The organism is Geodermatophilus obscurus (assembly GCF_900143215.1).
Lineage (GTDB): Bacteria > Actinomycetota > Actinomycetes > Mycobacteriales > Geodermatophilaceae > Geodermatophilus > Geodermatophilus obscurus_A.
On the sequence record NZ_FRDM01000007.1, the window covers coordinates 82937 to 104458 of the forward strand.

General features: G+C 75.0%; 24 protein-coding genes. 14 read left to right on the forward strand and 10 right to left on the reverse strand.

Features of this window, described 5'->3' with window-relative positions; translation table 11 throughout:
* Window positions 1–123: 123 nt before the first annotated feature.
* The 4 genes from BUB17_RS09260 to BUB17_RS09275 all read left to right on the forward strand — a co-directional run bounded on the left by BUB17_RS09260 (window position 124) and on the right by BUB17_RS09275 (window position 4245).
* Window positions 124–1248, forward strand: a complete 1125-nt coding sequence (locus tag BUB17_RS09260; protein WP_072916872.1) for a citrate synthase 2 — start codon at window positions 124–126, stop codon at window positions 1246–1248.
* A gap of 92 nt (window positions 1249–1340) precedes the next feature.
* A complete protein-coding gene (gene serC, locus BUB17_RS09265; RefSeq protein ID WP_072916874.1) occupies window positions 1341–2453 on the forward strand; it encodes a phosphoserine transaminase in 1113 nt (370 codons plus the stop codon).
* A 229-nt stretch (window positions 2454–2682) separates the two neighbouring features.
* The gene (gene sepH / locus BUB17_RS09270) at window positions 2683–3627 is read left to right on the forward strand and encodes a septation protein SepH (protein WP_072916878.1); all 945 of its coding nucleotides are present in this window, start codon (window positions 2683–2685) and stop codon (window positions 3625–3627) included.
* 144 nt (window positions 3628–3771) lie between these two features.
* Window positions 3772–4245: a YflT domain-containing protein gene (locus BUB17_RS09275; protein WP_072916881.1), complete on the forward strand. Its 474-nt coding sequence runs from the start codon at window positions 3772–3774 to the stop codon at window positions 4243–4245.
* An 86-nt stretch (window positions 4246–4331) separates the two neighbouring features.
* On the opposite strand, the gene BUB17_RS09280 is transcribed toward BUB17_RS09275, so the two are convergent.
* The gene (locus tag BUB17_RS09280; protein ID WP_072916883.1) at window positions 4332–5141 is read right to left on the reverse strand and encodes a TrmH family RNA methyltransferase; all 810 of its coding nucleotides are present in this window, start codon (window positions 5139–5141) and stop codon (window positions 4332–4334) included.
* A 66-nt stretch (window positions 5142–5207) separates the two neighbouring features.
* Between BUB17_RS09280 and BUB17_RS09285 the strand changes: the two genes are divergently transcribed.
* Complete coding sequence (locus BUB17_RS09285) at window positions 5208–6155, forward strand: NAD(P)/FAD-dependent oxidoreductase (RefSeq protein ID WP_072916886.1); 948 nt, start codon at window positions 5208–5210, stop codon at window positions 6153–6155.
* Between the two features lie 78 nt (window positions 6156–6233).
* On the opposite strand, the gene BUB17_RS09290 is transcribed toward BUB17_RS09285, so the two are convergent.
* Complete coding sequence (locus BUB17_RS09290) at window positions 6234–7046, reverse strand: thioesterase family protein (RefSeq protein WP_072916890.1); 813 nt, start codon at window positions 7044–7046, stop codon at window positions 6234–6236.
* A gap of 28 nt (window positions 7047–7074) precedes the next feature.
* On the opposite strand from BUB17_RS09290, the gene BUB17_RS09295 reads away from it, so the two are divergent.
* The 3 genes from BUB17_RS09295 to BUB17_RS09310 all read left to right on the forward strand — a co-directional run bounded on the left by BUB17_RS09295 (window position 7075) and on the right by BUB17_RS09310 (window position 10672).
* Complete coding sequence (locus BUB17_RS09295) at window positions 7075–8043, forward strand: aldo/keto reductase (protein WP_072916893.1); 969 nt, start codon at window positions 7075–7077, stop codon at window positions 8041–8043.
* Window positions 8044–8232: 189 nt separating this feature from the next.
* A complete protein-coding gene (locus tag BUB17_RS09300; protein WP_072916897.1) occupies window positions 8233–10047 on the forward strand; it encodes a peroxidase family protein in 1815 nt (604 codons plus the stop codon).
* Between the two features lie 280 nt (window positions 10048–10327).
* Window positions 10328–10672 (forward strand): TfoX/Sxy family protein, encoded by a 345-nt coding sequence (locus tag BUB17_RS09310; RefSeq protein ID WP_072916903.1) that lies wholly within the window; start codon window positions 10328–10330, stop codon window positions 10670–10672.
* Window positions 10673–10866: 194 nt separating this feature from the next.
* Here the strand turns inward: BUB17_RS09310 and thpR are convergent, their stop codons facing one another.
* The 5 genes from thpR to BUB17_RS09335 form a co-directional block, all read right to left on the reverse strand.
* Window positions 10867–11433 (reverse strand): RNA 2',3'-cyclic phosphodiesterase, encoded by a 567-nt coding sequence (gene thpR / locus BUB17_RS09315; RefSeq protein WP_072916905.1) that lies wholly within the window; start codon window positions 11431–11433, stop codon window positions 10867–10869.
* The gene (locus tag BUB17_RS09320; RefSeq protein WP_141242968.1) at window positions 11430–11828 is read right to left on the reverse strand and encodes a hypothetical protein; all 399 of its coding nucleotides are present in this window, start codon (window positions 11826–11828) and stop codon (window positions 11430–11432) included. Before BUB17_RS09320 ends, thpR begins: the two co-directional genes overlap by 4 nt.
* Before the next feature lie 61 nt (window positions 11829–11889).
* Window positions 11890–13248 carry an MFS transporter gene (locus BUB17_RS09325; RefSeq protein ID WP_083606220.1) on the reverse strand — a complete coding sequence of 453 codons (1359 nt, stop codon included), beginning with the start codon at window positions 13246–13248 and terminating at the stop codon, window positions 11890–11892.
* A complete protein-coding gene (locus BUB17_RS09330; RefSeq protein WP_072917231.1) occupies window positions 13245–13679 on the reverse strand; it encodes a MarR family winged helix-turn-helix transcriptional regulator in 435 nt (144 codons plus the stop codon). The genes BUB17_RS09325 and BUB17_RS09330 overlap by 4 nt, the downstream gene beginning before the upstream one ends.
* 34 nt (window positions 13680–13713) lie before the next feature.
* Window positions 13714–15237: an NCS2 family permease gene (locus BUB17_RS09335; protein WP_072916913.1), complete on the reverse strand. Its 1524-nt coding sequence runs from the start codon at window positions 15235–15237 to the stop codon at window positions 13714–13716.
* Between the two features lie 149 nt (window positions 15238–15386).
* Between BUB17_RS09335 and BUB17_RS09340 the strand changes: the two genes are divergently transcribed.
* Window positions 15387–15608, forward strand: coding sequence for a DUF2530 domain-containing protein (locus BUB17_RS09340; RefSeq protein ID WP_072916917.1), 222 nt, complete (start codon window positions 15387–15389; stop codon window positions 15606–15608).
* Between the two features lie 68 nt (window positions 15609–15676).
* Here BUB17_RS09340 and BUB17_RS09345 read toward each other — a convergent pair whose 3' ends face one another.
* On the reverse strand, window positions 15677–16480 hold the full coding sequence (locus tag BUB17_RS09345; RefSeq protein WP_072916919.1) for a DUF3027 domain-containing protein: 804 nt from the start codon (window positions 16478–16480) through the stop codon (window positions 15677–15679).
* An 87-nt stretch (window positions 16481–16567) separates the two neighbouring features.
* On the opposite strand from BUB17_RS09345, the gene BUB17_RS09350 reads away from it, so the two are divergent.
* On the forward strand, window positions 16568–18118 hold the full coding sequence (locus tag BUB17_RS09350) for an MFS transporter (RefSeq protein ID WP_072916922.1): 1551 nt from the start codon (window positions 16568–16570) through the stop codon (window positions 18116–18118).
* 5 nt (window positions 18119–18123) lie between these two features.
* Window positions 18124–18591: a DUF2771 domain-containing protein gene (locus BUB17_RS09355; RefSeq protein ID WP_072916925.1), complete on the forward strand. Its 468-nt coding sequence runs from the start codon at window positions 18124–18126 to the stop codon at window positions 18589–18591.
* Between the two features lie 175 nt (window positions 18592–18766).
* On the opposite strand, the gene BUB17_RS28545 is transcribed toward BUB17_RS09355, so the two are convergent.
* Window positions 18767–19162 (reverse strand): cold-shock protein, encoded by a 396-nt coding sequence (locus BUB17_RS28545; protein WP_072916929.1) that lies wholly within the window; start codon window positions 19160–19162, stop codon window positions 18767–18769.
* 155 nt (window positions 19163–19317) lie between these two features.
* Here BUB17_RS28545 and BUB17_RS09365 point away from each other — a divergent pair, with 155 nt between their 5' ends.
* Window positions 19318–19665: a YidH family protein gene (locus BUB17_RS09365; protein WP_072916931.1), complete on the forward strand. Its 348-nt coding sequence runs from the start codon at window positions 19318–19320 to the stop codon at window positions 19663–19665.
* A 44-nt stretch (window positions 19666–19709) separates the two neighbouring features.
* Entirely contained in the window at window positions 19710–20033 is a 324-nt protein-coding gene (locus BUB17_RS09370; RefSeq protein ID WP_072916935.1) for a DUF202 domain-containing protein, read from the forward strand.
* Here the strand turns inward: BUB17_RS09370 and BUB17_RS09375 are convergent.
* A complete protein-coding gene (locus BUB17_RS09375; RefSeq protein ID WP_072916939.1) occupies window positions 20020–20589 on the reverse strand; it encodes a nucleotidyltransferase family protein in 570 nt (189 codons plus the stop codon). The genes BUB17_RS09370 and BUB17_RS09375 overlap by 14 nt on opposite strands.
* Window positions 20590–20664: 75 nt before the next feature.
* Here BUB17_RS09375 and BUB17_RS09380 point away from each other — a divergent pair, with 75 nt between their 5' ends.
* A complete protein-coding gene (locus BUB17_RS09380) occupies window positions 20665–21438 on the forward strand; it encodes an endonuclease/exonuclease/phosphatase family protein (RefSeq protein WP_072916942.1) in 774 nt (257 codons plus the stop codon).
* Window positions 21439–21522 lie beyond the last annotated feature (84 nt).

Genomic DNA, 21522 nt, shown 5'->3' on the forward strand with positions numbered 1-21522 from the left:
GCCGGGAGCACCGGGACCCCGCCCCGGGTGTCCCCGGTGCATCGGCACCGCCTAGGGTCGCGGAGGCAGTCGTGCGCCGCCTCCCGTGCGCGCACGAGTCCCGCGCGCAGAGGAGCATGCGAGATGGCGGACGACTTCGTACCCGGTCTGGAGGGCGTCATCGCCTTCGAGACGGAGATCGCCGAACCGGACAAGGACGGCGGCTCCCTCCGGTACCGCGGCGTCGACATCGAGGACCTGGTCGGCAAGGTCACCTTCGGCAACGTCTGGGCGCTGCTGGTCGACGGCAAGTTCGGCCCCGGCCTCCCGCCGGCCGAGCCCTTCCCCATCCCGGTGCACACCGGCGACGTCCGCGTCGACGTCCAGGCCGCGCTGGCCATGCTGACCCCGATCTGGGGCTACAAGCCGCTGCTGGACATCTCCGCCGACGAGGCTCGCGAGGAGCTCGCCCGGGCGGCGGTCATGGCGCTGTCCTACGTCGCCCAGTCCGCCCGCGGCATCGGCATCCCGGCCGTTCCGCAGGCGCGCATCGACGAGGCCTCCACCATCGTCGAGCGGTTCATGGTCCGCTGGCGCGGCGAGCCCGACCCCCGCCACGTCGCTGCCGTCGACGCGTACTGGACGTCGGCCGCCGAGCACGGCATGAACGCCTCCACCTTCACCGCCCGCGTCATCGCCTCCACCGGCGCCGACGTGGCCGCCTCCCTCTCCGGTGCCATCGGCGCGATGTCCGGCCCGCTGCACGGCGGCGCCCCCTCCCGGGTGCTGCACATGCTCGACGGCGTGGAGCAGTCCGGGGACGCGGACAGGTACGTCAAGGACCTCCTCGACCGGCACGAGCGGCTCATGGGCTTCGGCCACCGGGTCTACCGCGCGGAGGACCCGCGCGCCCGCACGCTGCGCAAGGCCGCCAAGGAGCTCGGCGCCCCGCGCTTCGAGGCCGCGCTGGCCCTCGAGCAGGCCGCCCTCAAGGAGCTGCGCGAGCGGCGTCCCGACCGGCCGATCGAGACGAACGTGGAGTTCTGGGCGGCCATCGTGCTCGACTTCGCCGAGGTGCCCAGCCACATGTTCACCTCGATGTTCACCTGTGCCCGCACCGCCGGCTGGTGCGCGCACATCCTCGAGCAGAAGAACACGGGCCGCCTCGTGCGCCCGTCGGCCCGCTACATCGGGCCGGCCCCGCGCAGGCCCGAGGAGGTCGAGGGCTTCGACACCATCAAGGTCAAGCCCATCGACCAGCCGGCCTGAGCCGGAGCACGACCTCCGACGGCCCGGGCCCGCACCAGCGGTCCCGGGCCGTCGCCGCTCTCCACCCCGACCCTGAGAGGCACTCCTCCCGGATGAGCATCACCCTCCCCGCCGACCTCCTGCCCTCCGACGGCCGCTTCGGCTGCGGCCCGTCCAAGGTGCGCCCCGAGGCCCTCGAGGCGCTGGCCGGCAGCGGCGCCTCCCTGATGGGGACCTCCCACCGGCAGGCGCCGGTCAAGGGCCTGGTCCGCCAGGTCCGCGAGGGGCTGACCGAGCTGTTCGACCTGCCTGACGGCTACGAGGTCGTCCTGGGCAACGGCGGGACGACGGCGTTCTGGGACGCCGCGATCATCGGTCTGATCCGCGAGCGCAGCGCCCACGGCAGCTACGGCGAGTTCTCCGCGAAGTTCGCGACCGGCGTGGCCGAGGCACCCTTCCTCGGCGACCCGGTGATCGCCCGGGCCGCCCCCGGCTCGCTGGCCCTGCCCACCGCCACCGACGGCGTCGACGTCTACGCGTGGGCGCACAACGAGACCTCCACCGGCGTCATGGCCCCGGTGCAGCGGCCGCACGGCACCGACGACGCGCTGGTGCTCGTCGACGCCACGAGCGCCGCCGGCGGCCTGCCGGTCGACGTCACCCAGACCGACGTCTACTACTTCGCCCCGCAGAAGAACTTCGGCGGGGACGGCGGGCTGTGGGTGGCGCTGATGTCCCGCGACGCCCTGGACCGGGTGGCCGAGATCAAGGCCTCGGGCCGCTGGATCCCCGGCTTCCTGGACCTGTCCATCGCCGTCGACAACTCGGCCAAGGACCAGACGTACAACACGCCGGCCGTCGCCACGCTGTTCCTGCTGGCCGACCAGATCCGCTGGCTGCTGTCCCTCGGCGGGCTCACCGGGGCCGTGGCCCGCACCCAGGACTCCTCCAGCCGGCTCTACGGCTGGGCCGCGCAGTCGTCCTACGCCACGCCGTTCGTCGCCGACCGCGACCAGCGCTCCTACGTGGTCGGCACCGTCGACTTCGACGAGTCGGTGGACGCCGCCGAGGTGGCGAAGGTGCTGCGCGCCAACGGCATCGTGGACGTCGAGCCCTACCGCAAGCTGGGCCGCAACCAGCTGCGGGTCGGCATGTTCCCGTCCGTCGAGCCGGACGACGTCAGCGCGCTGACCGCCTGCATCGACTTCGTCGTCGAGAAGCTCTGAAGAAGGACCCTCCTGCCCCCCGCCACTCGCAGGCTCGCGGCGGGACCCTGCAGGAGGGCCGCCGGAACGGGGGGTCACCGCTCCGGCAGACCCGCCCGCCGCTGCGCCACGCCGGGCGAGCCTGCCGACGCGCTCCCGCGCGCGCGGATAGCCTCGCAAGCGGACTCCCCCATCCCGGGGCCGGTCCACCCGCCGTGCCCACCCGAGCACCCACCCCAGGAGGCCGCCCATGCGTTCGCTGCGGCTGGTGGCGCTCACCGACGACGGCAGGAGCCTGGTGCTCGCCCTCGACGGCGCCGAACCCGGCGAGGAGGGCGAGCGCTTCGAGCTGCCGATCGACGATCGGGTGCGCGCCGCCGCGCGCGGTGACGCCCGCCGGCTCGGCCAGATCGACGTCGAGATCGGCGCCACGCTGCCGCCCCGGGTGATCCAGGCCCGCATCCGCGCCGGGGAGACGCCCGAGCAGGTGGCGCAGGCCTCGGGCATCCGCGTCGAGCGGATCATGCGCTTCGCCCACCCGGTGCTGCAGGAGCGCGAGCGGGTGGCCGAGCAGGCCCGCGAGGCCCGGGTGCGGCTGTCCGAGGGCGCGCCGTCGGTGCCGCTGCAGCAGTTCATGTCCGAGCGACTGCGGCTGCTCGGCGCCGACCTCGACGCCGTCCGCTGGGACGCCCACCGCGCCGGCGACGGCGTCTGGCAGGTCACCGCCGCCTGGCAGGCCGGCGCGAAGTCCGGCGTCACCCGCTGGGCCTACGACATCCCGGCCCGCACCGTCACCCCGGTCGACGCCGCCACCACCGACTTCGCCGAGGGCACCCGGCTGGTGCGCGTCGTCCCGCACGTGCCGGTCGAGCGCCCTTCGCCGGTGCGCCCTCGTCCGGTGTCCGTCGTCCCCGACGACGACGGCGTGCCGGCCCCCGCCTCCTCCCGGCTCGCCTGCGACGAGGGCGACGACCCACCCGCGGACGACGACGTGCGCCCGGTGCTCCCGGCCGACGTCTCCCCCGCCGCCACCCGGCGCACCGACCCCGCCCCGCCCGCCGACGAGGACGACATCAGCGAGCACGACACCGTCGTCCTCGGCCGTCCCGGCGGTGACGGGGACGACGACGAGGACCCGCGCGCCCGCATCCCCGCGTGGGAGGACATCGTCTTCGGGGTCCGCCGGCACCGCTGACCCACGTCTCGCGGACTGCCCGGCGAGCGCACCCAGGTCGCAGGAGGTCACCGAGCTCGGACGCCGCGGGGTTCGCCCCGGCACGGTGACGCCGACCACGTCCCGCCAGGTGTCCACGCGGAACCGTCGGGTACCCCGGAGAGCATGTCAGCCTCGGTGTCCATGCCCCTCGGCGGCGTGCAGGTCGGTTCCTTCGACAGCTACGAGCAGGCCCAGGCCGCCGTCGACTACCTCGCCGACCAGAAGTTCGCCGTCGAGAACGTCACGATCATCGGATCGGACCTGCGCCAGGTGGAGCGGGTCACCGGCCGGCTCACCTGGGGCCGGGTGCTCGCGGCCGGCGCAGCCGGCGGGGCCTGGTGGGGCCTGTTCGTCGGGCTGCTGCTCGGCATCTTCGCCGCCCGGCCCGGCGCCTGGATCGGTTCGATCCTCACCGGCCTGCTCATCGGTCTGCTGTTCGGCGCGCTGTTCGCCGCGATCGGCTACTCCGCCAGCCGGGGCCGGCGGGACTTCACGAGCACGAGCACCGTAGTCGCGGGCCGCTACGACCTCATGTGCAACCCCGCCCGCGCCGAGGAGGCCCGGGCTCACCTCGCCCGCTTCTCGCTGCGCGGCTGAGGAAGGACCACCCTTCCCCCCACGCCTCGCAGGCGCAGGCGGAGGGCCCCTGGAGGGTGGCCGTTCCAGTACGTCACCAAGGCCGTTCAGCGGAGGGTCGCGAACGCCACCGCGGCGGCTGCAGCGACGCCCAGGGAGTCGACCCCGGCCCGCATCGGGATGCGCGCCCGCACCCGCGCGGCCCGCTGCGCCTCCGGGGTCAGCCCCGGCCCCTCGGCCCCGAGCAGCACGGCCGTCCGCGGGTGTGCCCGCGGGTCCACCTCGGCCAGGTCGACGGCGTCGTCGGCCGGGGTGAGCGCCACGGTCAGGTAGCCGGCCTCGTGCAGCCGCTCCAGTCCGCCGGGCCAGTCGGTCAGGACGGCGAACGGCAGCGCCAGCACGTGCCCCATCGAGACCCGCACCGAGCGGCGGTAGAGCGGGTCGGCACAGCGCGGGTCCAGCAGCAGGCCGTCGACGCCGAGGGCCACCGCGGAGCGGGCGATCGAGCCCAGGTTCTCCGCGTCGTTGAGCGCCTCGAGCACGGCCAGCCGCCGGGGTGCGGCCGGGTCCGGCCCGGCCAGCAGCGCGTCGAGGTCCGCCGGCGGACGGCGGTCCGCCGAGGCCAGCACCCCGCGGGTCAGCCGGAAGCCGATCACCTCCGAGAGCACCCACTTGTCCGCCTCGTAGGCGGGGACGCCCTCGGGCAGGTCGAGCGCCGCCACCCGCCCGGGCACGCCCAGCACCGCGCGCACCCGGTAGGACGAGGCCAGCAGCCGCTCGACCGCCGGGACGCCCTCCACGATCACCGGGCCGGTGCCGCGCTCGGTGCCCGGCCGGCGGTCGCCGGCCCTGAGGTCGCGGAAGTCGGCCACCCGCGGGTCGTCCGTTTCGGTGATCGTCGCGGGGAGCTCGGGCACGACCCCGATCCTGCCAACCCCGCGCCCACCGGGCGGCCGGGCCGCCCAGCCCGCAGGATCGTCGGCGTGCCCCCCTCCCCCACGACCGTCGTCGGCGGCGGCATCGCCGGCACCGCGTGCGCAAGCGTCCTCGCCGAGGCGGGGCTCCCCGTCCGCGTGCTCGACCGCGGCCGGCGGCCGGGCGGCCGGATGGCCTCGCGCACGCTGCACGACCGCACGGTCGACCTCGGGGCCTCCTACCTGACCGCCGAGGAGGGCTCGCCCTTCGCGGCGGTGGTCGGCGACTGGGTCGCCCGCGGGCTGGCCCGCCCGTGGACCGACACCTTCGCCGTCGCCGGGCCCGACGGGCTGCGGTCGACCACCACCGGTCCGATCCGCTACGCCGCGCCGGGCGGGCTCCGCTCGCTGGTCGCCGACCTCGCCACGGGTCTGGACGTCGAGAGCGGGCGCACGGTCGCCGCCGTCGGCGCCGGCCCGCGGGTGGACGACGAGGACGTGCCGGCCGCCGTCCTGGCCATGCCCGACCCGCAGGCCCGCCGCCTGCTCGACGCGGACACGGCCGGCCGGCTGCTCGACGACCGTCCGTGGGAGCCCTCGCTGGCCGTCGTCCTGGGGTGGCCCGAGCGGCGCTGGCCGGCCGACCTGCACGGTGCTTTCGTCCACGACGACCCGGCGGTCAGCTGGGTCGCCGACGACGGGGACCGGCGCGGGGACGGCGCCCCGGTGCTGGTGGCGCACACGACCGCCGAGTTCGCGGCCGCCCACCTGGCGGACCCGGACGCCGCCGCCGGCCCGGTCGCCGCCGCGGTCGGCCGGGCGCTGCGCATCGACGTCCCGCCGGCCTGGACGACGGTGCACCGCTGGACCTACGCGCGCCCCGCCGAGGCGCGGTCCGAGCCGTTCGCGCTGGCCGACGGGATCGGGGTCTGCGGCGACGGCTGGTCGGCGCCGTCGCGGGTGCAGGCCGCCTGGACCTCGGGCACCGCGCTCGGCCGCGCCCTGCTCACTGCATGACACTCGCGATCATGGCGCCCTGACCACCCCCACGCGCCCCGCGGTGGTCCCGGCGCCATGATCGCCGGAGAGTGGCGGCTACCGCGCCACCCGTGCCAGCTGGCGGGCCTGGGCGACCAGCCGGCCGGTGGCGTCCCAGATGCGGCACTCCTCGTCCGCCCAGCCGCCGGCCACCTCGGTGCAGCGTGACTCGACCAGGCACCAGCCCGGCGCCGGCAGCGCGCGGACCAGCACCTGCAGCTGCACGGTGGGCGCCCAGCCGGTCCGGCCCACGGCGAAGGCGGTGGGCGGCAGGGCGTCGGCGAACAGCAGCAGCGTGAACGGATCGGGCGCACTGCCGTCGGCCAGCCGGATCCAGGACCGCAGCACCCGCTGGTCGGAGTACCGGCCGACGGTCCAGCCCGCCGTCGCGGGGTCGAGCCGGGTGTCGATTCGCCGGACCAGGCCGACGGCCGGCCCGGCCCCGGTGGTCCGGGTGACGACGCAGTCGTCGGGACCGGGCAGCTGCGGCGCGGCGTTGTGGGTGTACTCGGCCGGCTCGGTCCCGAGGGTCGCCGTGGTCACCTGGACTGCGAGCGACGGGCCGGCCTCGCCGGCGACCAGCACCGAGGAGTGCGCCAGCGTGCGCCCGGCCGGGCCCGGGGTGACGGCGACGTGGGCCGGACCTCCGGGGGTGGCCCGCAGGTAGCTCGCCGAGAGCGCGACCGGGTGCGGGTGCGGGCTGTCCAGGACGGCGGCGCGGGCGGCCACCGCCAGCAGGTAGCCGCCGTTGAGGACGCCGCCACCGACGTCCCAGCCGGGGTCGAGGTCGGCGACCAGGCCACCCCCCTCGGCACGTCGCACGGTCGTCGCTGCGTCGAAGGCGGACGGGGTCCCATCGGTCTGCGGCACGCCCCCGAGCCTGCCAGGGTGGGGTTCCATGGAGTACACGCACCTGGGGCGCAGCGGCCTGTCGGTCTCCCGGCTCTGCCTGGGCACGATGAACTTCGGCTGGAAGACCGAGGAGTCCGACGCCCACGACCTGATGGACCGGGCGCTGGCCGAGGGCGTCAACTTCTTCGACACCGCCAACGTCTACGGCTTCGACGCCGGCAAGGGGCGCACCGAGGAGGTCCTCGGCACCTGGTTCGCCCGCGGTGGCGAGCGCCGGGAGAGGACGGTGCTGGCCACCAAGGTCTACGGCTCCATGAGCGACTGGCCGAACGACACGTTCCTCTCCGCCCGCAACCTGGTCCGCTCCTGCGAGGCCTCGCTGCGACGGTTGCAGACCGACTGGATCGACCTGTACCAGTTCCACCACGTCGACCTGTCCACGCCGTGGGAGGAGATCTGGCAGGCCTGCGAGACGCTGGTGGCGCAGGGCAAGGTGCTCTACGTCGGGTCGTCCAACCACGCCGCCTGGCAGATCGCCGCGGCCAACGAGGCGGCCGCCCGCCGGCACTTCCCGGGCCTGGTCAGCGAGCAGTCGCACTACAACCTGCTCACCCGGCACGTGGAGCTGGAGGTGCTGCCGGCCGCGCAGCACTACGGGGTCGGCGTTCTCCCGTGGAGCCCGCTGGCCCAGGGCCTGCTGGCCGGCGTCCTCGGCGACCAGGCCGGCGACCGCCGCCACCTAGAGCGCAACCGCGAGCGCATCGAGCGGCACCGCTCCGCGCTGCAGGCCTACGAGGACGCCTGCCGCGAGTGGGGCCACGCCCCGGCGGACGTCGGGCTCGCCTGGCTGCTGCACCAGCCGGCGGTGACCGCACCGATCGTCGGACCACGCACGATGGAGCAGTTCGAGGGCTCGCTGCGGGCGCTCGGTGTCCGGCTGGACGACGCCCAGCTCGCCCGGCTCGACGAGATCTTCCCCGGCTACCGAGCGGCTCCGATGGAGTACGCATGGTGATCCTGCTGCCTCGCTAGCACCTGTCAGTCACCACGGGAACACTCAGCGCGATCCGCCGTCCCCCGGACCCCCAGGACTGGGGGGCGGGTTCCCCTCCTGCCGCGTGTGCCCGGCCCCCCGCCCTCCCCCGGAGCCTCGGAACCGACGAGAGCGGCCGGTGGGGGCGGGCTCTCCGGCGCCGGGGGGCGGGTGCGCGTGCACGGGTACGGGGACGAGACGGCCGGGGTGTGCCCGTTCAGCGGAGCCGGCGCCGGGGACGGCGGGACGACGCGCAGCGCCGTGTCGCGGCGGGCCGTGCTCGCCGGGCTGGCGGGCATCGCGGCGCTGCCGGTCATGAGCGGGACCGCCCTGGCGGCGCCGCCCCGCCGTCCGCCGGCACCGACGCAGTCACCCGCGGCTCCACCACCGGCGCGCCGTCCGCGGGCCGCCCGCGGTGCGCACGCCGTCGGCAACCCGCGCGGCAGCGACATCGCGGTGCGCGCCGGCCGGGACGCCGAGGCCCGCTTCGGGCTGATGTTCAAGAAGCTGCCGGCCTTCGCCCCGCCGGACGCGCTGCTGACCGCGCTGGCGGTCTCGATGAACGACGGCAAGGCGCCGCTGTCCGACGTCAAGGACTCCGACGTCGCCTTCGACAACCCGGGCATGCCGGCCGGCTACATCTACCTCGGCCAGTTCATCGACCACGACATGACGCTGGACAAGACGCCGCTCACCCAGCAGCAGCAGGACCCGCGGGCGACGACCAACTACGACACCCCCCGCTTCGACCTGGCCAGCGTCTACGGCCGCGGGCCGGCCGGCAGCCCGGAGCTCTACGACCCGGCGCGGCCGGGCTACCTGCTGTGCAACGACCACGACGGCGTGCGCGACCTGCCCCGCGACGACGTCGGGGCGGCCTGCCTCGGCGATCCGCGCAACGACGAGAACCTGATCGTCGCCCAGTTCCACGCGGTCTTCCTGCGCCTGCACAACAAGCTGCGCGACGAGGGCAAGACCTTCGAGCAGGCGCAGCAGCTGGTCCGCTGGCACTACCAGTGGCTGATCGTCAACGACTACCTGCCGCGGATCGTCGGCCGCGACGTCGTCGACCGGCTGGTCCGGCGCCGCCGCGGCGGGCCCATCGAGTTCCTCGGGCGGTTCTACAAGCCGCGCAACCCGCGCCGGCCGTACATGCCGGTCGAGTACTCCGGCGCGGCCTACCGCTTCGGGCACAGCATGATCCGCGCCGAGTACGAGGTGCACGACCAGCACACCGTGCCGATCTTCGGCAACGAGGGCCACCAGGACCTGCGCGGCAACCGGCCGGTCCCGGCCGACCTGTGGATCGACTGGAACTACTTCTTCGAGATCCCCGGCATGAGCACGCCCGACGACCGCAACATGGCGCGCCTGATCGACACCCAGCTGTCGCTGCCGCTGTCGACGCTGCCGCCGACCGTCGTGGCACCCACGGCCGGCGCTATCACCTCGCTGGCCGAGCGCAACCTGCTGCGCGGCAAGCGGCTGGGCCTGCCCGCCGGTCAGGACGTCGCCGTCGCCATGGGTCTCGAGCCGTTGACCAACCAGCAGCTGGGCCTCACCGACCCCGGCTGGAAGGGCAAGGCGCCGCTCTGGTTCTACGTGCTCAAGGAGGCCGAGCTGCTCGGCGGGCACCGGCTGGGCCCGGTCGGTGGCACGATCGTCGCCGAGGTGATCCTCGGCCTGATGGCCTGCGACACCGCCTCGTACTTCACCGCCAACCCCGGCTTCGACCCCGGCGCCGGGTACTCGATGGGCCACCTCCTGCTCTGGGCCGACGCGATCGACCCGCGTGCCTTCGAGGTCCCGGAGGAGGAGGACCCCGAGGACGGCGCGGCCGACGAGGACGAGATCGAGGACGAAGAGCCGCACGAGGAGGAATCGGAGGTCGAGGAGCCGGAGGACGACGAGGAGCCCGAGCTGCTCGAGCCCGGCGAGGCGCCCGACCCCGCGGCGACCTCCCCGGTGCCCGGCCCGGTGGTCTAGGGCGTGTCTCCCACGTGCGTGGCCGGTGCTGCAGAACTCTCGCTCGACGGGCGATGCCGCCGGCGACGTCGACTGGGCGGTGTCGGTCGACTCCACGGTCAGCCGCGCCCACCAGCACGCCACCAACCTGCCGCGAGCCGAGATCCCCACAGGGGGCATCAGCGAACTACGTGAACAGGTCCGCGGGCCTCGCACCCGCTCTCTGATCGAGCCGGCTGACCTCGGCATCGGTCGTTCCCGCGGTGGCCTGTCGACCGGGTGCACCAGGAGGAGATGACAAGTGGCTTACGACCCTGAGCTCGCAGACCGTGTTCGCGATGCTCTTCCCGATGAGAAGAACGTCCGCGAGGTGAAGATGTTCGGTGGCCTCGCGTTCATGGTCGATGAGAAGATGGTCGCCTGCGTCTCGGGCGGCGGTGGCGCCCTACTCGTGCGCGTGTCGCGCAGTCGCGATGCCGAGTACCTGGAGGTGGCCGGGGCCCGCCGGGCAGAGATGGGCAAGGGCCGGTCGATGGGCGAAGGTTGGATCACCATCGATGAGGCGGCGCTCACGGAAGACAGACATCTGCACTTCTGGATCGACGCCGTCCTGGAGTACAACGCCGAGAAGACAGCGAAGCGTTGATCTAACGGACCCGCTGCGATAGAAGGACCCCGTCCTCCTCTCGAAGGGCCCCCTTGCCCCCACCACTTCCAGGCTCGCGCCAGGCCCCGTCCAGAGGCTCGCCGCGAGCGTGCGAGCGGTGAGGAGGACGGGGTCCTTCTGCCTGCACGGGGGCCGTCAGGGCTCGCGGCGAGCCTCTGACCGGGGCCGCGGGCTCAAGCCAGCGGCCAGGACGCGATCCGGTCGTAGCGCGGCACGGGTCCCAGGTGGCTCTCCAGCAGCTCCACCTCGGTCACCGGCCAGCCGGGCCCCCGGTAGCCGGCCAGCCGGTCGGGCAGGTCGCCGTCGCCCGGCCGGCCCGGCCGCCAGCGGCCCAGGGTGAGGTGGGCGCGGAACGGCCGCTCCTCCACCGGCATCCCGAGCCCCCGGGCGACGCCGGCCAGCCGGCCGGCGAGGGCGCCCAGCGCGTCGCCGTCCCCCGTGACGCCGGCCCAGAACACCTGCGGGCGACGGCGCGAGCCGAACCGTCCGGCGCCGGCGAGCCGGAGGGTCGTCGACGGGGTGGCCGTCACGGCCGGTGCCGCCGCGGCCACCAGCTGCGCCACCCGTTCGGGCGGGACCGCGCCGAGGAAGAGCAACGTCAGGTGCCAGCGGGTCGGCGGCGTCCAGCGGGGGGCGCCCGGCGCCTCGCGCAGCGGCGCCAGCGCGTGGTCCAGGTCGGCCAGGGCCGCGGCCGGCGGGGTGACCGCGAAGAACAGCCGCCGCGGCCGGGGGGCGGTCAGTCGGGCACCGCCAGGCCGGCGTCGGCGAGCGCGGCCTGCAGCCGCAGCCGCTCGACGTCGCGGGGCCGTCCGGGCGGGACGCGCTCGAGCGCGTGCGGCACCTCCAGCAGCCTGGCCGCCTCGGTGAGGACGTCGTCGTAGGCCGCCTGCAGTCCCCGGCGGCGGGCCATCGGCGCGCCGGCCGGCACGCGGGCGAGCTGCGCGCCGAGCCGGCGGAGGTCCGCGGCCACCTGCTCGAGCGGCCGCCCGGCCGGCACCGCCGGCTGCTCCTGGCCGCGGCGGAGCAGCCGCGGCAGCTGCGCGGAGCCGAACACCAGCCGGGCCACGTAGCCGGCGAGGGCCACCGAGCCGACCACACCGCCGACGATGGCGCCGAAGTGGAGCAGCGAGGTCACCATGCCGCCTCCGGGGACGACTCGGGAGTGGTGGCCGTCACGGTACGACGCGGCGACGGCCTCAGCTCGTGTTTCGCGTGCCCGGGACCTCGCCCGCGGCGGCCTCGGCCACCGCGCGGACCGACGCAGGCGGGACCGCCCGCTGCCCCACGTGCAGCTGGAGCCGCGGAGGGACGACGTGCGCCTCCAGCCGGACCCGCCGGCCGCGCGCCAGGCACGCGGCCGCGCCGGCCCCGGCGGCCACCGCGACGGCCCCGCCGAGGACGAACCCCCAGGGTGCGCCGAAGCGCTCGGAGACCCAGCCGACCAGCGGCGCGCCCAGCGGGGTGCCGCCCAGGAAGCACATGAAGTACAGCGCCATGACCCGACCGCGCAGCTGCGGGTCGACGCCCAGCTGCACGAAGCTGTTGTTGGCCACGCTGAACACCAGGCCCGCCGCACCGGTGGGCACGAGCAGCGCCGCGAACGACCAGTAGGTGGGCATCAGCCCGCAGGCGACGGAGAACAGCCCGAAGACGATCGCCGCGATCACCAGGAACCGTTGCCGCGGGCGCTGCGTGCGCCGGCTGGACAGCAGCGCGCCGGACAGCGACCCGACCGCGAAGCAGGTGGTGAGCAGCCCGAACGCCTGGGCGCCGAGATCGAACACCTCACGGGCCATGAGCGCGATCGTGACCTGGGAGTTGAAGGTGAACGTGCCCAGCACGAGCGCCAGTCCCATCGCCAGCCGCAGGTCCGGACGCGACCACGCGTAGCGCAGCCCCTCGCGCAGCTGGCCCCGGGCCCGCGCGACCGGCGGGCTGGCGTGCAGCTCACCCGGTCGCATGCACAGCAGCGCGCCGATGGTGAACGCGAAGCTGGCCGCGTTGACCAGGAAGGCCGGCGCGGTGTCCCCCGAGGCCGCCCCGATGAGCAGCCCGGCGACCGCGGGGCCGACCAGCCGGGCCCCGTTGAAGATCGTGGAGTTGAGGCTGACCGCGTTCGGCAGCAGCTCGGGGCCGACCAGCTCCGCGACGAAGGCCTGCCGCACCGGTGCGTCGATCGCGGAGACCGAGCCGAGGGCGCCGGCGAGGACGAAGACGTGCCACAGCGCGATCCCGTCGGTGGCCACCAGCACCCCGAGCAGGAGGGCGAGCAGACCCATGAGGGTCTGGGTCGTCACGAGCATGCGGCGCTTGGGGTAGCGGTCGGCGAGCACCCCGCCGTACAGGCTGAGCAGCAGCGTCGGGCCGAACTGCAGCGCGGTGACCAGCCCGAGCGCCACCCCGTTGTCGTCCGAGAGCTGCAGGACCAGCCAGTCCTGGCCGATGCGCTGCATCCAGGTCCCGGTCAGGCTGACCAGGTTCGACGCGGCGTAGAACCGGTAGTTGCGCACGCGGAGCGACCGGAACACCCCGCTGTCCGCAGCTGCGCCGCTCACCCACTCGCCAGCTTGTCGATGATGACCGCCGCCTCGCGCAGCACCGTCCGCTCCTCGGCGGTGAGCTGCTGGAGCATGCCGGACAGCCAGGCCTCGCGGGTGCGGGCCTCGGCGCCGAGCAGCTCCTCCGCGGCCGGGGTCAGGTCGATGACGACCTGCCGCCCGTCGGTCGGGTGCGGGCTGCGGGTGACCAGCCCCATCCCCTCGAGCGCGACGACGACGCGGGTCATCGACGGCGGCTGGACCCGTTCGTGGCCGGCCAGCTCACCGGGGCTCATCGAGCCGTGCCGCTTGAGCGTGGACAGCGCCGCCAGGTGGGTGAGCGTGACCGAGGTGTCCACCGACTGGTTGCGCAGCCGGCGGGAGAACCGCATCACGGCCAACCGCAGGTCGTGGGCCAGCGCCGCGGTGTCCAGCGTCGTCCGGCTCACGGTCCCCACCCTAACCGGGGATCCTTAGCACGGCTCAGAACAGCTGCTGGAGCGGCTCCAGGGCGAAGTACACGACGAACAGGACGGCGATCAGCCACATCAGCAGGTGGATCTCGCGCCGGCGTCCGGCCGCGACGTGCAGCAGCACGTAGCTGACCACGCCGGCGCCGATGCCGTTGGTGATCGAGTAGGTGAACGGCATGACCGCGATGGTGAGGAAGGCCGGGATCACCACCGTCATGTCCTCCCACTCCAGGTGCCGGATCTGGTTGACCATCAACGCACCCACGATCACCAGCACCGGCGCCGCCGCCTCCGACGGCACGATCTCCACCAGTGGGGTGAAGAACATGGCCAGCAGGAACAGCACGCCGGTGGCCACGCTGGCCAGCCCGGTCCGCGCGCCGTCGGCGACCCCGGCAGCGCTCTCGACGTAGGTCGTGTTGGACGAGACGCTGGCCGCGCCGCCGGCCGCGGCGGCCACCGAGTCGACCAGCAGCACCGGCTGCGACCTGGGCAGGTTGCGCTTCTCGTCGAGCAGGTCGCCCTCGGCGCCGACCGCGGTGACCGAGCCGACGGTGTCGAAGAAGTCGGCGATCATGATCGAGAAGACGACGAGCAGCGCCGCGATCACGCCGATCCGCTCGAAGCCGCCGAACAACGAGAACTGCCCCACCAGGGACAGGTCCGGGGCGCTCACCAGCTCCTCCGGCAGGGTCGGCACCTGCAGCGCCCAGCCGCGCGGGTTGACCTCGGCGCCGTCGGCGCCGATCCGCGGACCGATCCCGGCGAGGGCCTCGACGACGATCGCGAACACCGTCGAGACGACGATCCCGATGAGCAGCGCACCCCTGACCCGGCGGACCACGAGCACGCTGGTCAGCAGCAGCCCGACGACGAAGACCAGCAGCGGCCAGCCGGCGAGCTGACCGTTGACGCCGAAGCTGATCAGCGGGCTCCCCGGCCGGATGACGCCGGCGTCGGCCAGGCCGATGATCGTGAGGAAGAAGCCGATGCCGACCGCGATCGCCGTCTTGAGCTGCGCGGGGATCGCCTCGAAGACCGCCCGGCGGAAGCCGGTGAGCACCAGCGCGGTGATCAGCAGGCCCTCGAGGACGACCAGGCCCATGATCTCCGGCCAGGACATCTGGGTGGCCGCGAACACCCCCACGATCGCGTTGATCCCGAGACCGGCGGCCACCGCGAACGGGTAACGGCCGACGACCCCCATCAGGATCGTCATGACCCCGGCCACGAGCGCGGTGACCGCGGCGACCGAGGCGAAGGGCAGCGAGGCCCCGGTGATGTCGGGCCCCGACAGGATGATCGGGTTGAGCACCACGATGTAGGCCATCGTGAAGAAGGTCGTCAGGCCGCCCCGCAGCTCACGGGGAACCGTCGAGCGGCGGGCGCTGATGCCGAAGTAGCGGTCCAGCCCGTTGCTGGGCCTGACCCGCGGTCCCTCGCTGCGCCGCGGGGACCGCGCCGGGGTGGCGACGTCGGCGGGGGTGCCGCCGTCCGTGGTGCGGCCCGTGGACGGGCGGGACTTCTCTGCCATGACGACTCTCCGGGCGCGCGGCCGGGCCAGCGTGCGGCGGGGGGCGCGCCGGCTGACCGGTGGGGACTGCGATGAGCGGCGACAGCGTGCCACACCCGTGTTCGGGCCACGTGACACGCGTCCGGGATCGCAGGTCCTAGGGTCAGGTCGTGCCCCGACCGGCCAGGAAGGCCCCTCCCCCGCTGCGTGTGGACACCGTGCGGGTCGTGCTCGCCGGAACGGCGGTGTGGGTCGTGGCGCTGGTGGTCCTGCTGCTGCTCGGCGACCGGGTGGACCGGATGTGGACCTGGACCTGCGTCGCCGGCATCGCGCTGGCCGGCGTGGGCCTGGGCGTGATGCGCCTGCAGGGCCAGCTCGGCCGCCGCGACTGACGAGCGGACCCCGCGAGCAGGCCAGCTGCCCACGGGGCCGCTGCCGGAGTGCGGACCGAGCCCGGGACTCAGTCCGACAACACGTCGAAGGTGCCGGTGTCGTACCGGGCGGAGCGCACGACCTCGGTCGCGTCGTCGGCCGCCAGCGTGGCCTGGCTGTGCGCGCCGCAGCCGTAGTCGACGGTGACCACGCGGCCGTCGGCCGGGGCGTAGACGTTGCCGCACGCGCCGAAGCGGTGCCGCAGCGAGCCGGCCAGCGGCAGGAAGAACCCGCAGGTGCCGCAGGGTCCGGGCGCCTGACGTGCCATCGCGGAGCGGGGACCGAACTCCCCCGCGCTCCAGCGGGCCGCCGTCTCCTCGCGCCCCTCCCGCGACATGACCCGCTCCCGGCCGAGACCGACCTCGGAGGCGACGACGGAACCCTCGGGGTCGTCGGCGGAGTCGTCGTCGGTGGTGTAGCCGGGGACCAGCCGGGGGTCGTCCTCGGTCGAGGGCAGCACGTCGCCGACCGAGAGGTCGCCGGGGCGCAGCCGCTCGTGCCACGGCACCCAGGCGGGGGCCAGCAGCGCCTGCTCGCCGGGCAGCAGCACGACCTCGTCGACGGTCACCTGCTCCTCGCCCGGCACCCGCGCGAGGGTGACCGCCCAGTGCCAGCCGACGTAGCCGGGCAGCCGGCTGGCGAAGGAGTGGGTGACCACCTCGCCGAGGTCCTCGCCCACCGGCACGGCGGACGGCGCCTCGGGGCTGGCGCCGAGGTGCTCGCCGACCAGGTCCGGGGACCCGGCGGTCTCGACCGCCGCAGCCCGCGCCTGCTCGACGGCGGTGCTGGGCACGTCGCTCCCCGCGTCAGCGGGGTCGGGAAACTCGGCCACGGCGCCATTCTCCCTGACGCGGGGAGCGGCCGGGAGGCACGGGGGCGCTGCCCGCGTCCTCCCAGGTGGGTGCGGCACCATGGGCCCGTGTCGTCGCCCCGCCTCCCCGGCGCCGGTCGCCGCGCCCTGCGCCGGCGTCCGGCGCCGCCGCGGGCCCCGGGGGCGGAGACGGCACCGCTTGGCGTGCAGCGGCCGGCCACCCGCCCGCTGCCGACGGCCGGGGACGGCGCAGCCCCGCCGACCGCGGTCCTGCCGCCGGCCGCCCCGCTGCCCCCGCCGCCGCGGAAGCTGACGGTCACCCGGGTCGCGGCCGCCCGCACCCGCGAGCTGACCGGGGCCGCCGTCCGCCGGGTGCAGACGGCCAGCCGGGCCGACGGTGCGGGTCAGAGCGGGCTGGCCCGGTTGCTGTGGGTCAACGCCCTGCACATGGCCGGCGACGCGATGATCGTCGTCTCGCTGGCCGGCACGCTCTTCTTCGCCGCCACCACCGACGCGCAGCGCAGCAACGTGGCGCTCTACCTGCTGGTGACGATGGCCCCGTTCGCGGTCGTCGCCCCGGTGATCGGACCGCTGCTCGACCGGCTGCAGCGCGGCCGCCGCTGGGCGCTGGCCGTGAGCCAGCTGGGCCGGGCCGCGCTGGCCCTGGGAATGGCCGCCCACTTCGACGACCTCTGGCTCTACCCGGCGGCGCTGGGCGTCCTGGTGCTGTCCAAGGCGCACAACGTGCTGCGGGCCGCGGTGATCCCGCGCGTGCTGCCCGGAGCGATGTCGCTGACCTCGGCCAACGCGCGCACGTCGGTGTTCGGCCTGCTCACCGCCGGCGTCTTCGGCGGGATCGGCGCCGGGCTGGCCTGGGCACTGGGCTTTCCCTGGCTGCTGTGGGCGACCGCCGCGGTGTTCGGCTGCGGCGCGGTGCTCGCGGTGCGGCTGCCGCACCGCGTCGACGTCCCCACCGGTGAGCTGCCCGCTGATGTCTTGTCCACCGCACCGCAGGCGGTGGCGACCGGGCGCCGTCGCCGTCCGGTGAACCCGCGGGTGGTCGTGGCCCTGCGGGCCAACGCCGCGCTGCGCGGGCTCGGCGGGTTCCTGACGATCTTCTCCGCCTTCCTCGTCCAGGCCACGGTAGAGGGCGGCTGGCAGGGCACGCTGGCGCTCGGCGCGGTCGCGGGGGCGGCCGGCGTGGGCAGCGTGCTGGGCACCGCCGTCGGCTCCCGGCTGCACCGCGTCGACCCCGACCGGGTGGTGCTGTGGTCGGCGGGCACCGCGGCGGCGATCACCGTCGTCGCGGCGGTCTTCTACAGCTTCGCGATGGCCGCCCTCGTCGCCGGCGTGGCCGCCGTCGCCAACGCCCTGGGCAAGGTCGCCCTCGACGCGATCATCCAGCGCGAGGTCCCCGAGAGCCTGCGGGCCTCGGCGTTCGCCCGATCGGAGACGGTGCTGCAGCTGTCCTGGGTCGTCGGCGGCGCGCTCGGCATCGCCCTGCCGCCGACCGGCTGGCTGGGCTTCACCGTCGCCGCCGGGCTGCTCGTGCTCGCCGTCGCGCTGGCGCTCTGGCGCCCGCGACGCCGGGCGGCGCCACCGACCGCGCCAGTTCCGGCCCCGGACGCACTGACCGACCCGCTCGGCCGGCTCTCGTGAGACGGATGGCGATCCCGGCCGTCGTGCTGCTGCTGGCCGGCTGCGGCTCCGAGCCGTCCGGCCCGCAGGACGTGGTCGTGGAGGCCGGGCCGCAGCGCGTGCAGGTCCCGCCCAGCCAGTCCTGCGTGGACGGCGAGCGACAGCAGTTCCCCCCTGCCTCGCCGATCGTCGAGGTCTCCCCCGGCACCACCATCCGGCTCACCGTGCCCGAAGCGGTGGCCGAGAACGGCTGGGACGTGCAGGTCTACGACGAGCAGATCCAGGAGCGGCTCGGCATCGCGGAGGTCGATCCCGGCGCAGCCGTGTTCGAGGTCGACAGCTCCGACGTCGTCCCACCGGCGTTCTACCTCGTCGTCGTGGAGGACGCCGGCGAGGAGTGCGAGGGCTTCAGCGGGGCCTGGCCGGTCGGCTTCCTCCGCGCCGGCGGCGACCTGGGCGGGACACCGACCAGCAGCGCCCCGCCGCAGGGCTGAACCCGGCACCTCTGGGGCGCCGTCGGCTCCGTCCGAGCCCCGCCCCGAGCCTGGTGACGCATGGGAACGGCCCCGTCCAGAGGCTCGCCGCAGGCCTCGTCCCGGATCCCACCCCGAGCCCGCGAAGGGTGGGGAGGACGAGGTCCTGCCACGGGGAGGAGGACGGGGTCCCTCCTCAGTGCTCCAGGTCGGTGGCGACCGCGCGCAGCACCGAGGCGACCTTGCGGGCCACCGGCCGGTCGGGGTGCCGGCCGTGCCGCAGCCCGTTGGACACGTCGTCGAGCAGCTTGATCAGGTCCTCGATGATCGGGACCAGGTCGTCGGGCTTCTTGCGGGTCCGCTCCGCGTGCGCCGCCGTCACCGACGGCAGCGGGTCCAGCACCCGCACCTGCAGGGCCTGGTCGCCGCGGCGGCCGGCGACGATGCCGAACTCCACCCGCTGACCGGGCTTGAGCTCGCTGGTGCCGGACGGGAGGGCGTCCTTGTGCACGAAGACGTCCGGGCCGTCCTCACGCGAGAGGAAGCCGAACCCCTTCTCCGGGTTGAACCACTTGACTCTGCCGGTGGGCACGTTGATCCCTCAGTCGTCGGTCGCGGGCGGCCCCGGCACCGGGCCGGGAGGACGGGCGCGGCACGGATGGCCGCTGCTGCCAGGTTAGTCGCCACGCGGCGCCGTCCCACCGGTATTGCGCCGCCCGCCTCCCGGACCCGACCTAGCCTGGCGCGGTGCCGCCTGCCGACCACCCCGACTACCGCTTCACGCTGGCCAACGAGCGCACGCTGCTGGCCTGGCTGCGCACCGGACTGGCACTGGTCGCCGGCGGCGTCGCGGTCGCGGAGTTCGCCCCCGACCTCGGTGTCGCCTGGGGCAGCGCCGCGGTGGCGGTGGCGCTGGTGCTGACCGGGCTGGGCGCGGCGGTGGGCGGCTACGTGCGCTGGCGGCGCAACGAGCAGGCGATCGTCACCGACCGGCCGCTGCCGTCGAGCCGCGTGCTGCCGGCGCTGGTGGCCGCGGTGGCCGCCGTCCTCGTCGTCGTGGCCGTCCTCGTGGGCGTCGAGGTGCTGCGCGGGTGAGCGGCTCTGCGCTCGGGCCGGCTCCGCCGGGCGGGAGCGAACGGATGACGACGGCGGCCCGGGAGACGCAGCCGGAGCGCACCGTCCTGTCCTGGCAGCGCACCGGCCTGGGCGTGCTCGCCGTCGCCGGCCTGCTGGCCCGCGAGGCGGCGACCGGCGGCGCGGCGGTGCGGCTGGCCGTGGCCGGCGCGGTGGCGCTGCTGGGCCTCGGCGTGCTGGGCGGGCTGGCTCCGCTGCGGGCGCGGGCGGCGGAGCGGGCCGTCGACCGCGGGACGGGGGTGGCGGTGCCGCGGCTGGCGCTGCTCATCACCGCCGTCGTCGTCACGGTGGCGGGCGCTGCCCTCGTCGCGGTGCTCAGCCCTCGCTGACCGGGAGCTCGACGATGCCGAGCCGGTCGAGCAGCACGAGGAACACCGCGGCGAAGTCGTTGCCGGCCACCTCGCGGTGCACCCGGTCCCAGTCGACCTGCTCACGCAGTGCCCGGGCCACCGGCAGCAGCCGCCCGTAGTCGCAGTAGTGCTCGTCCAGGGTCATGAGCTTGGTGACGACGATGTCGGTGGCCCCGAGCACCGGCATGTGCACCGACAGCACCGGCATGTCCTCGGCCCGGTCGATGAGGTCCTGCTCGACCGGGACGCCGCAGGTCCGCCACAGGACGTCGATGAACGAGCCGCCCTGGACGACCTTGGTCAGCCAGTCCTCGGGCGGGTCGACGACATCCAACCCGGCCTCGGCCAGCACCTTGGCCGCGCGCTCGGCCTCCGCCGCCGGCACCAGGAAGTCCGCGTCGTGGTCGGGCTCCGGAGCCCCGCGGACCCACGCGGCGTAGCCGCCGCACAGCGCGAAGGGGACGTCGCCCTGCTTGAGCGCGACGGCGACGCGCTTGAGGAGGTCACGGATCTCGTCGCGGTCCGAGGGCTGCACGCAGTGGCTGCTACCCGGGGTTCGCCCGCCGGAACGTGACGGTGTGGACGGCGGCTCGCGGGGCACAGGAGGCCCGTGCGGATCGCGACCTTCAACATCCTCCACGGGCGCTCGCCCGCCGACGACCGGGTCGACGTCGAGCGCCTCGCCGCCGCGGTGAAGGACCTCGACGCCGACGTGCTGGGGCTGCAGGAGGTCGACCGGGACCAGCCGCGTTCCCTCGGCACGGACCTCACCGCGGTGGCGGCCGAGGCGATGGGCGCCGTGGACTCCCAGTTCGTGGCGGCGCTGCACGGCACCCCCGGCGGCACGTGGATGGCCGCCACCGGCGAGGAGCAGCCGGGGTCGGCGACCTACGGCATCGCGCTGCTGTCGCGCTACCCGGTGGTGTCCTGGCGGGTGGTGCGGCTACCTGCGCTGCGCAGCCGGGTACCGGTCTGGTTCCGCGGCGCGCCCCGTCCGAAGCTGGTCGGTGACGAGCCGCGGGTGGCCGTCGCCGCCGTCCTCGACGGGCCGTCGGGCCAGTTCACCGTCTGCAACACCCACCTGTCGTTCGTCCCGGGCTGGGGCGCGCTGCAGCTGTCCAAGCTGGTGCGCTCGCTCACCGGGACCCGCGAGCCGCTGGTGCTGATGGGCGACCTGAACATGCAGGCCGGCCAGGCGGAGCGGGTCAGCGGGCTGCGGCCGCTGGCACCCACCGTGACGCCGACCTTCCCGGTCGACGAGCCGGCCCGGCAGCTGGACCACGTGCTGGCCCGCGGACCCATCACCGCGACCGGACCGGCAGAGGCCGTGCGGCTGCCGCTGTCGGACCACCGGGCCCTCGTGGTGCCCTGCGCCCCCGACTAGCCTTCGCACGAGCGGCCCCTCTGCAGGGCCCCGCCGCCGGCCCCGTCCAGAGGCTCGTCCCGAGTTCGCGAGGGATGAGGAGGA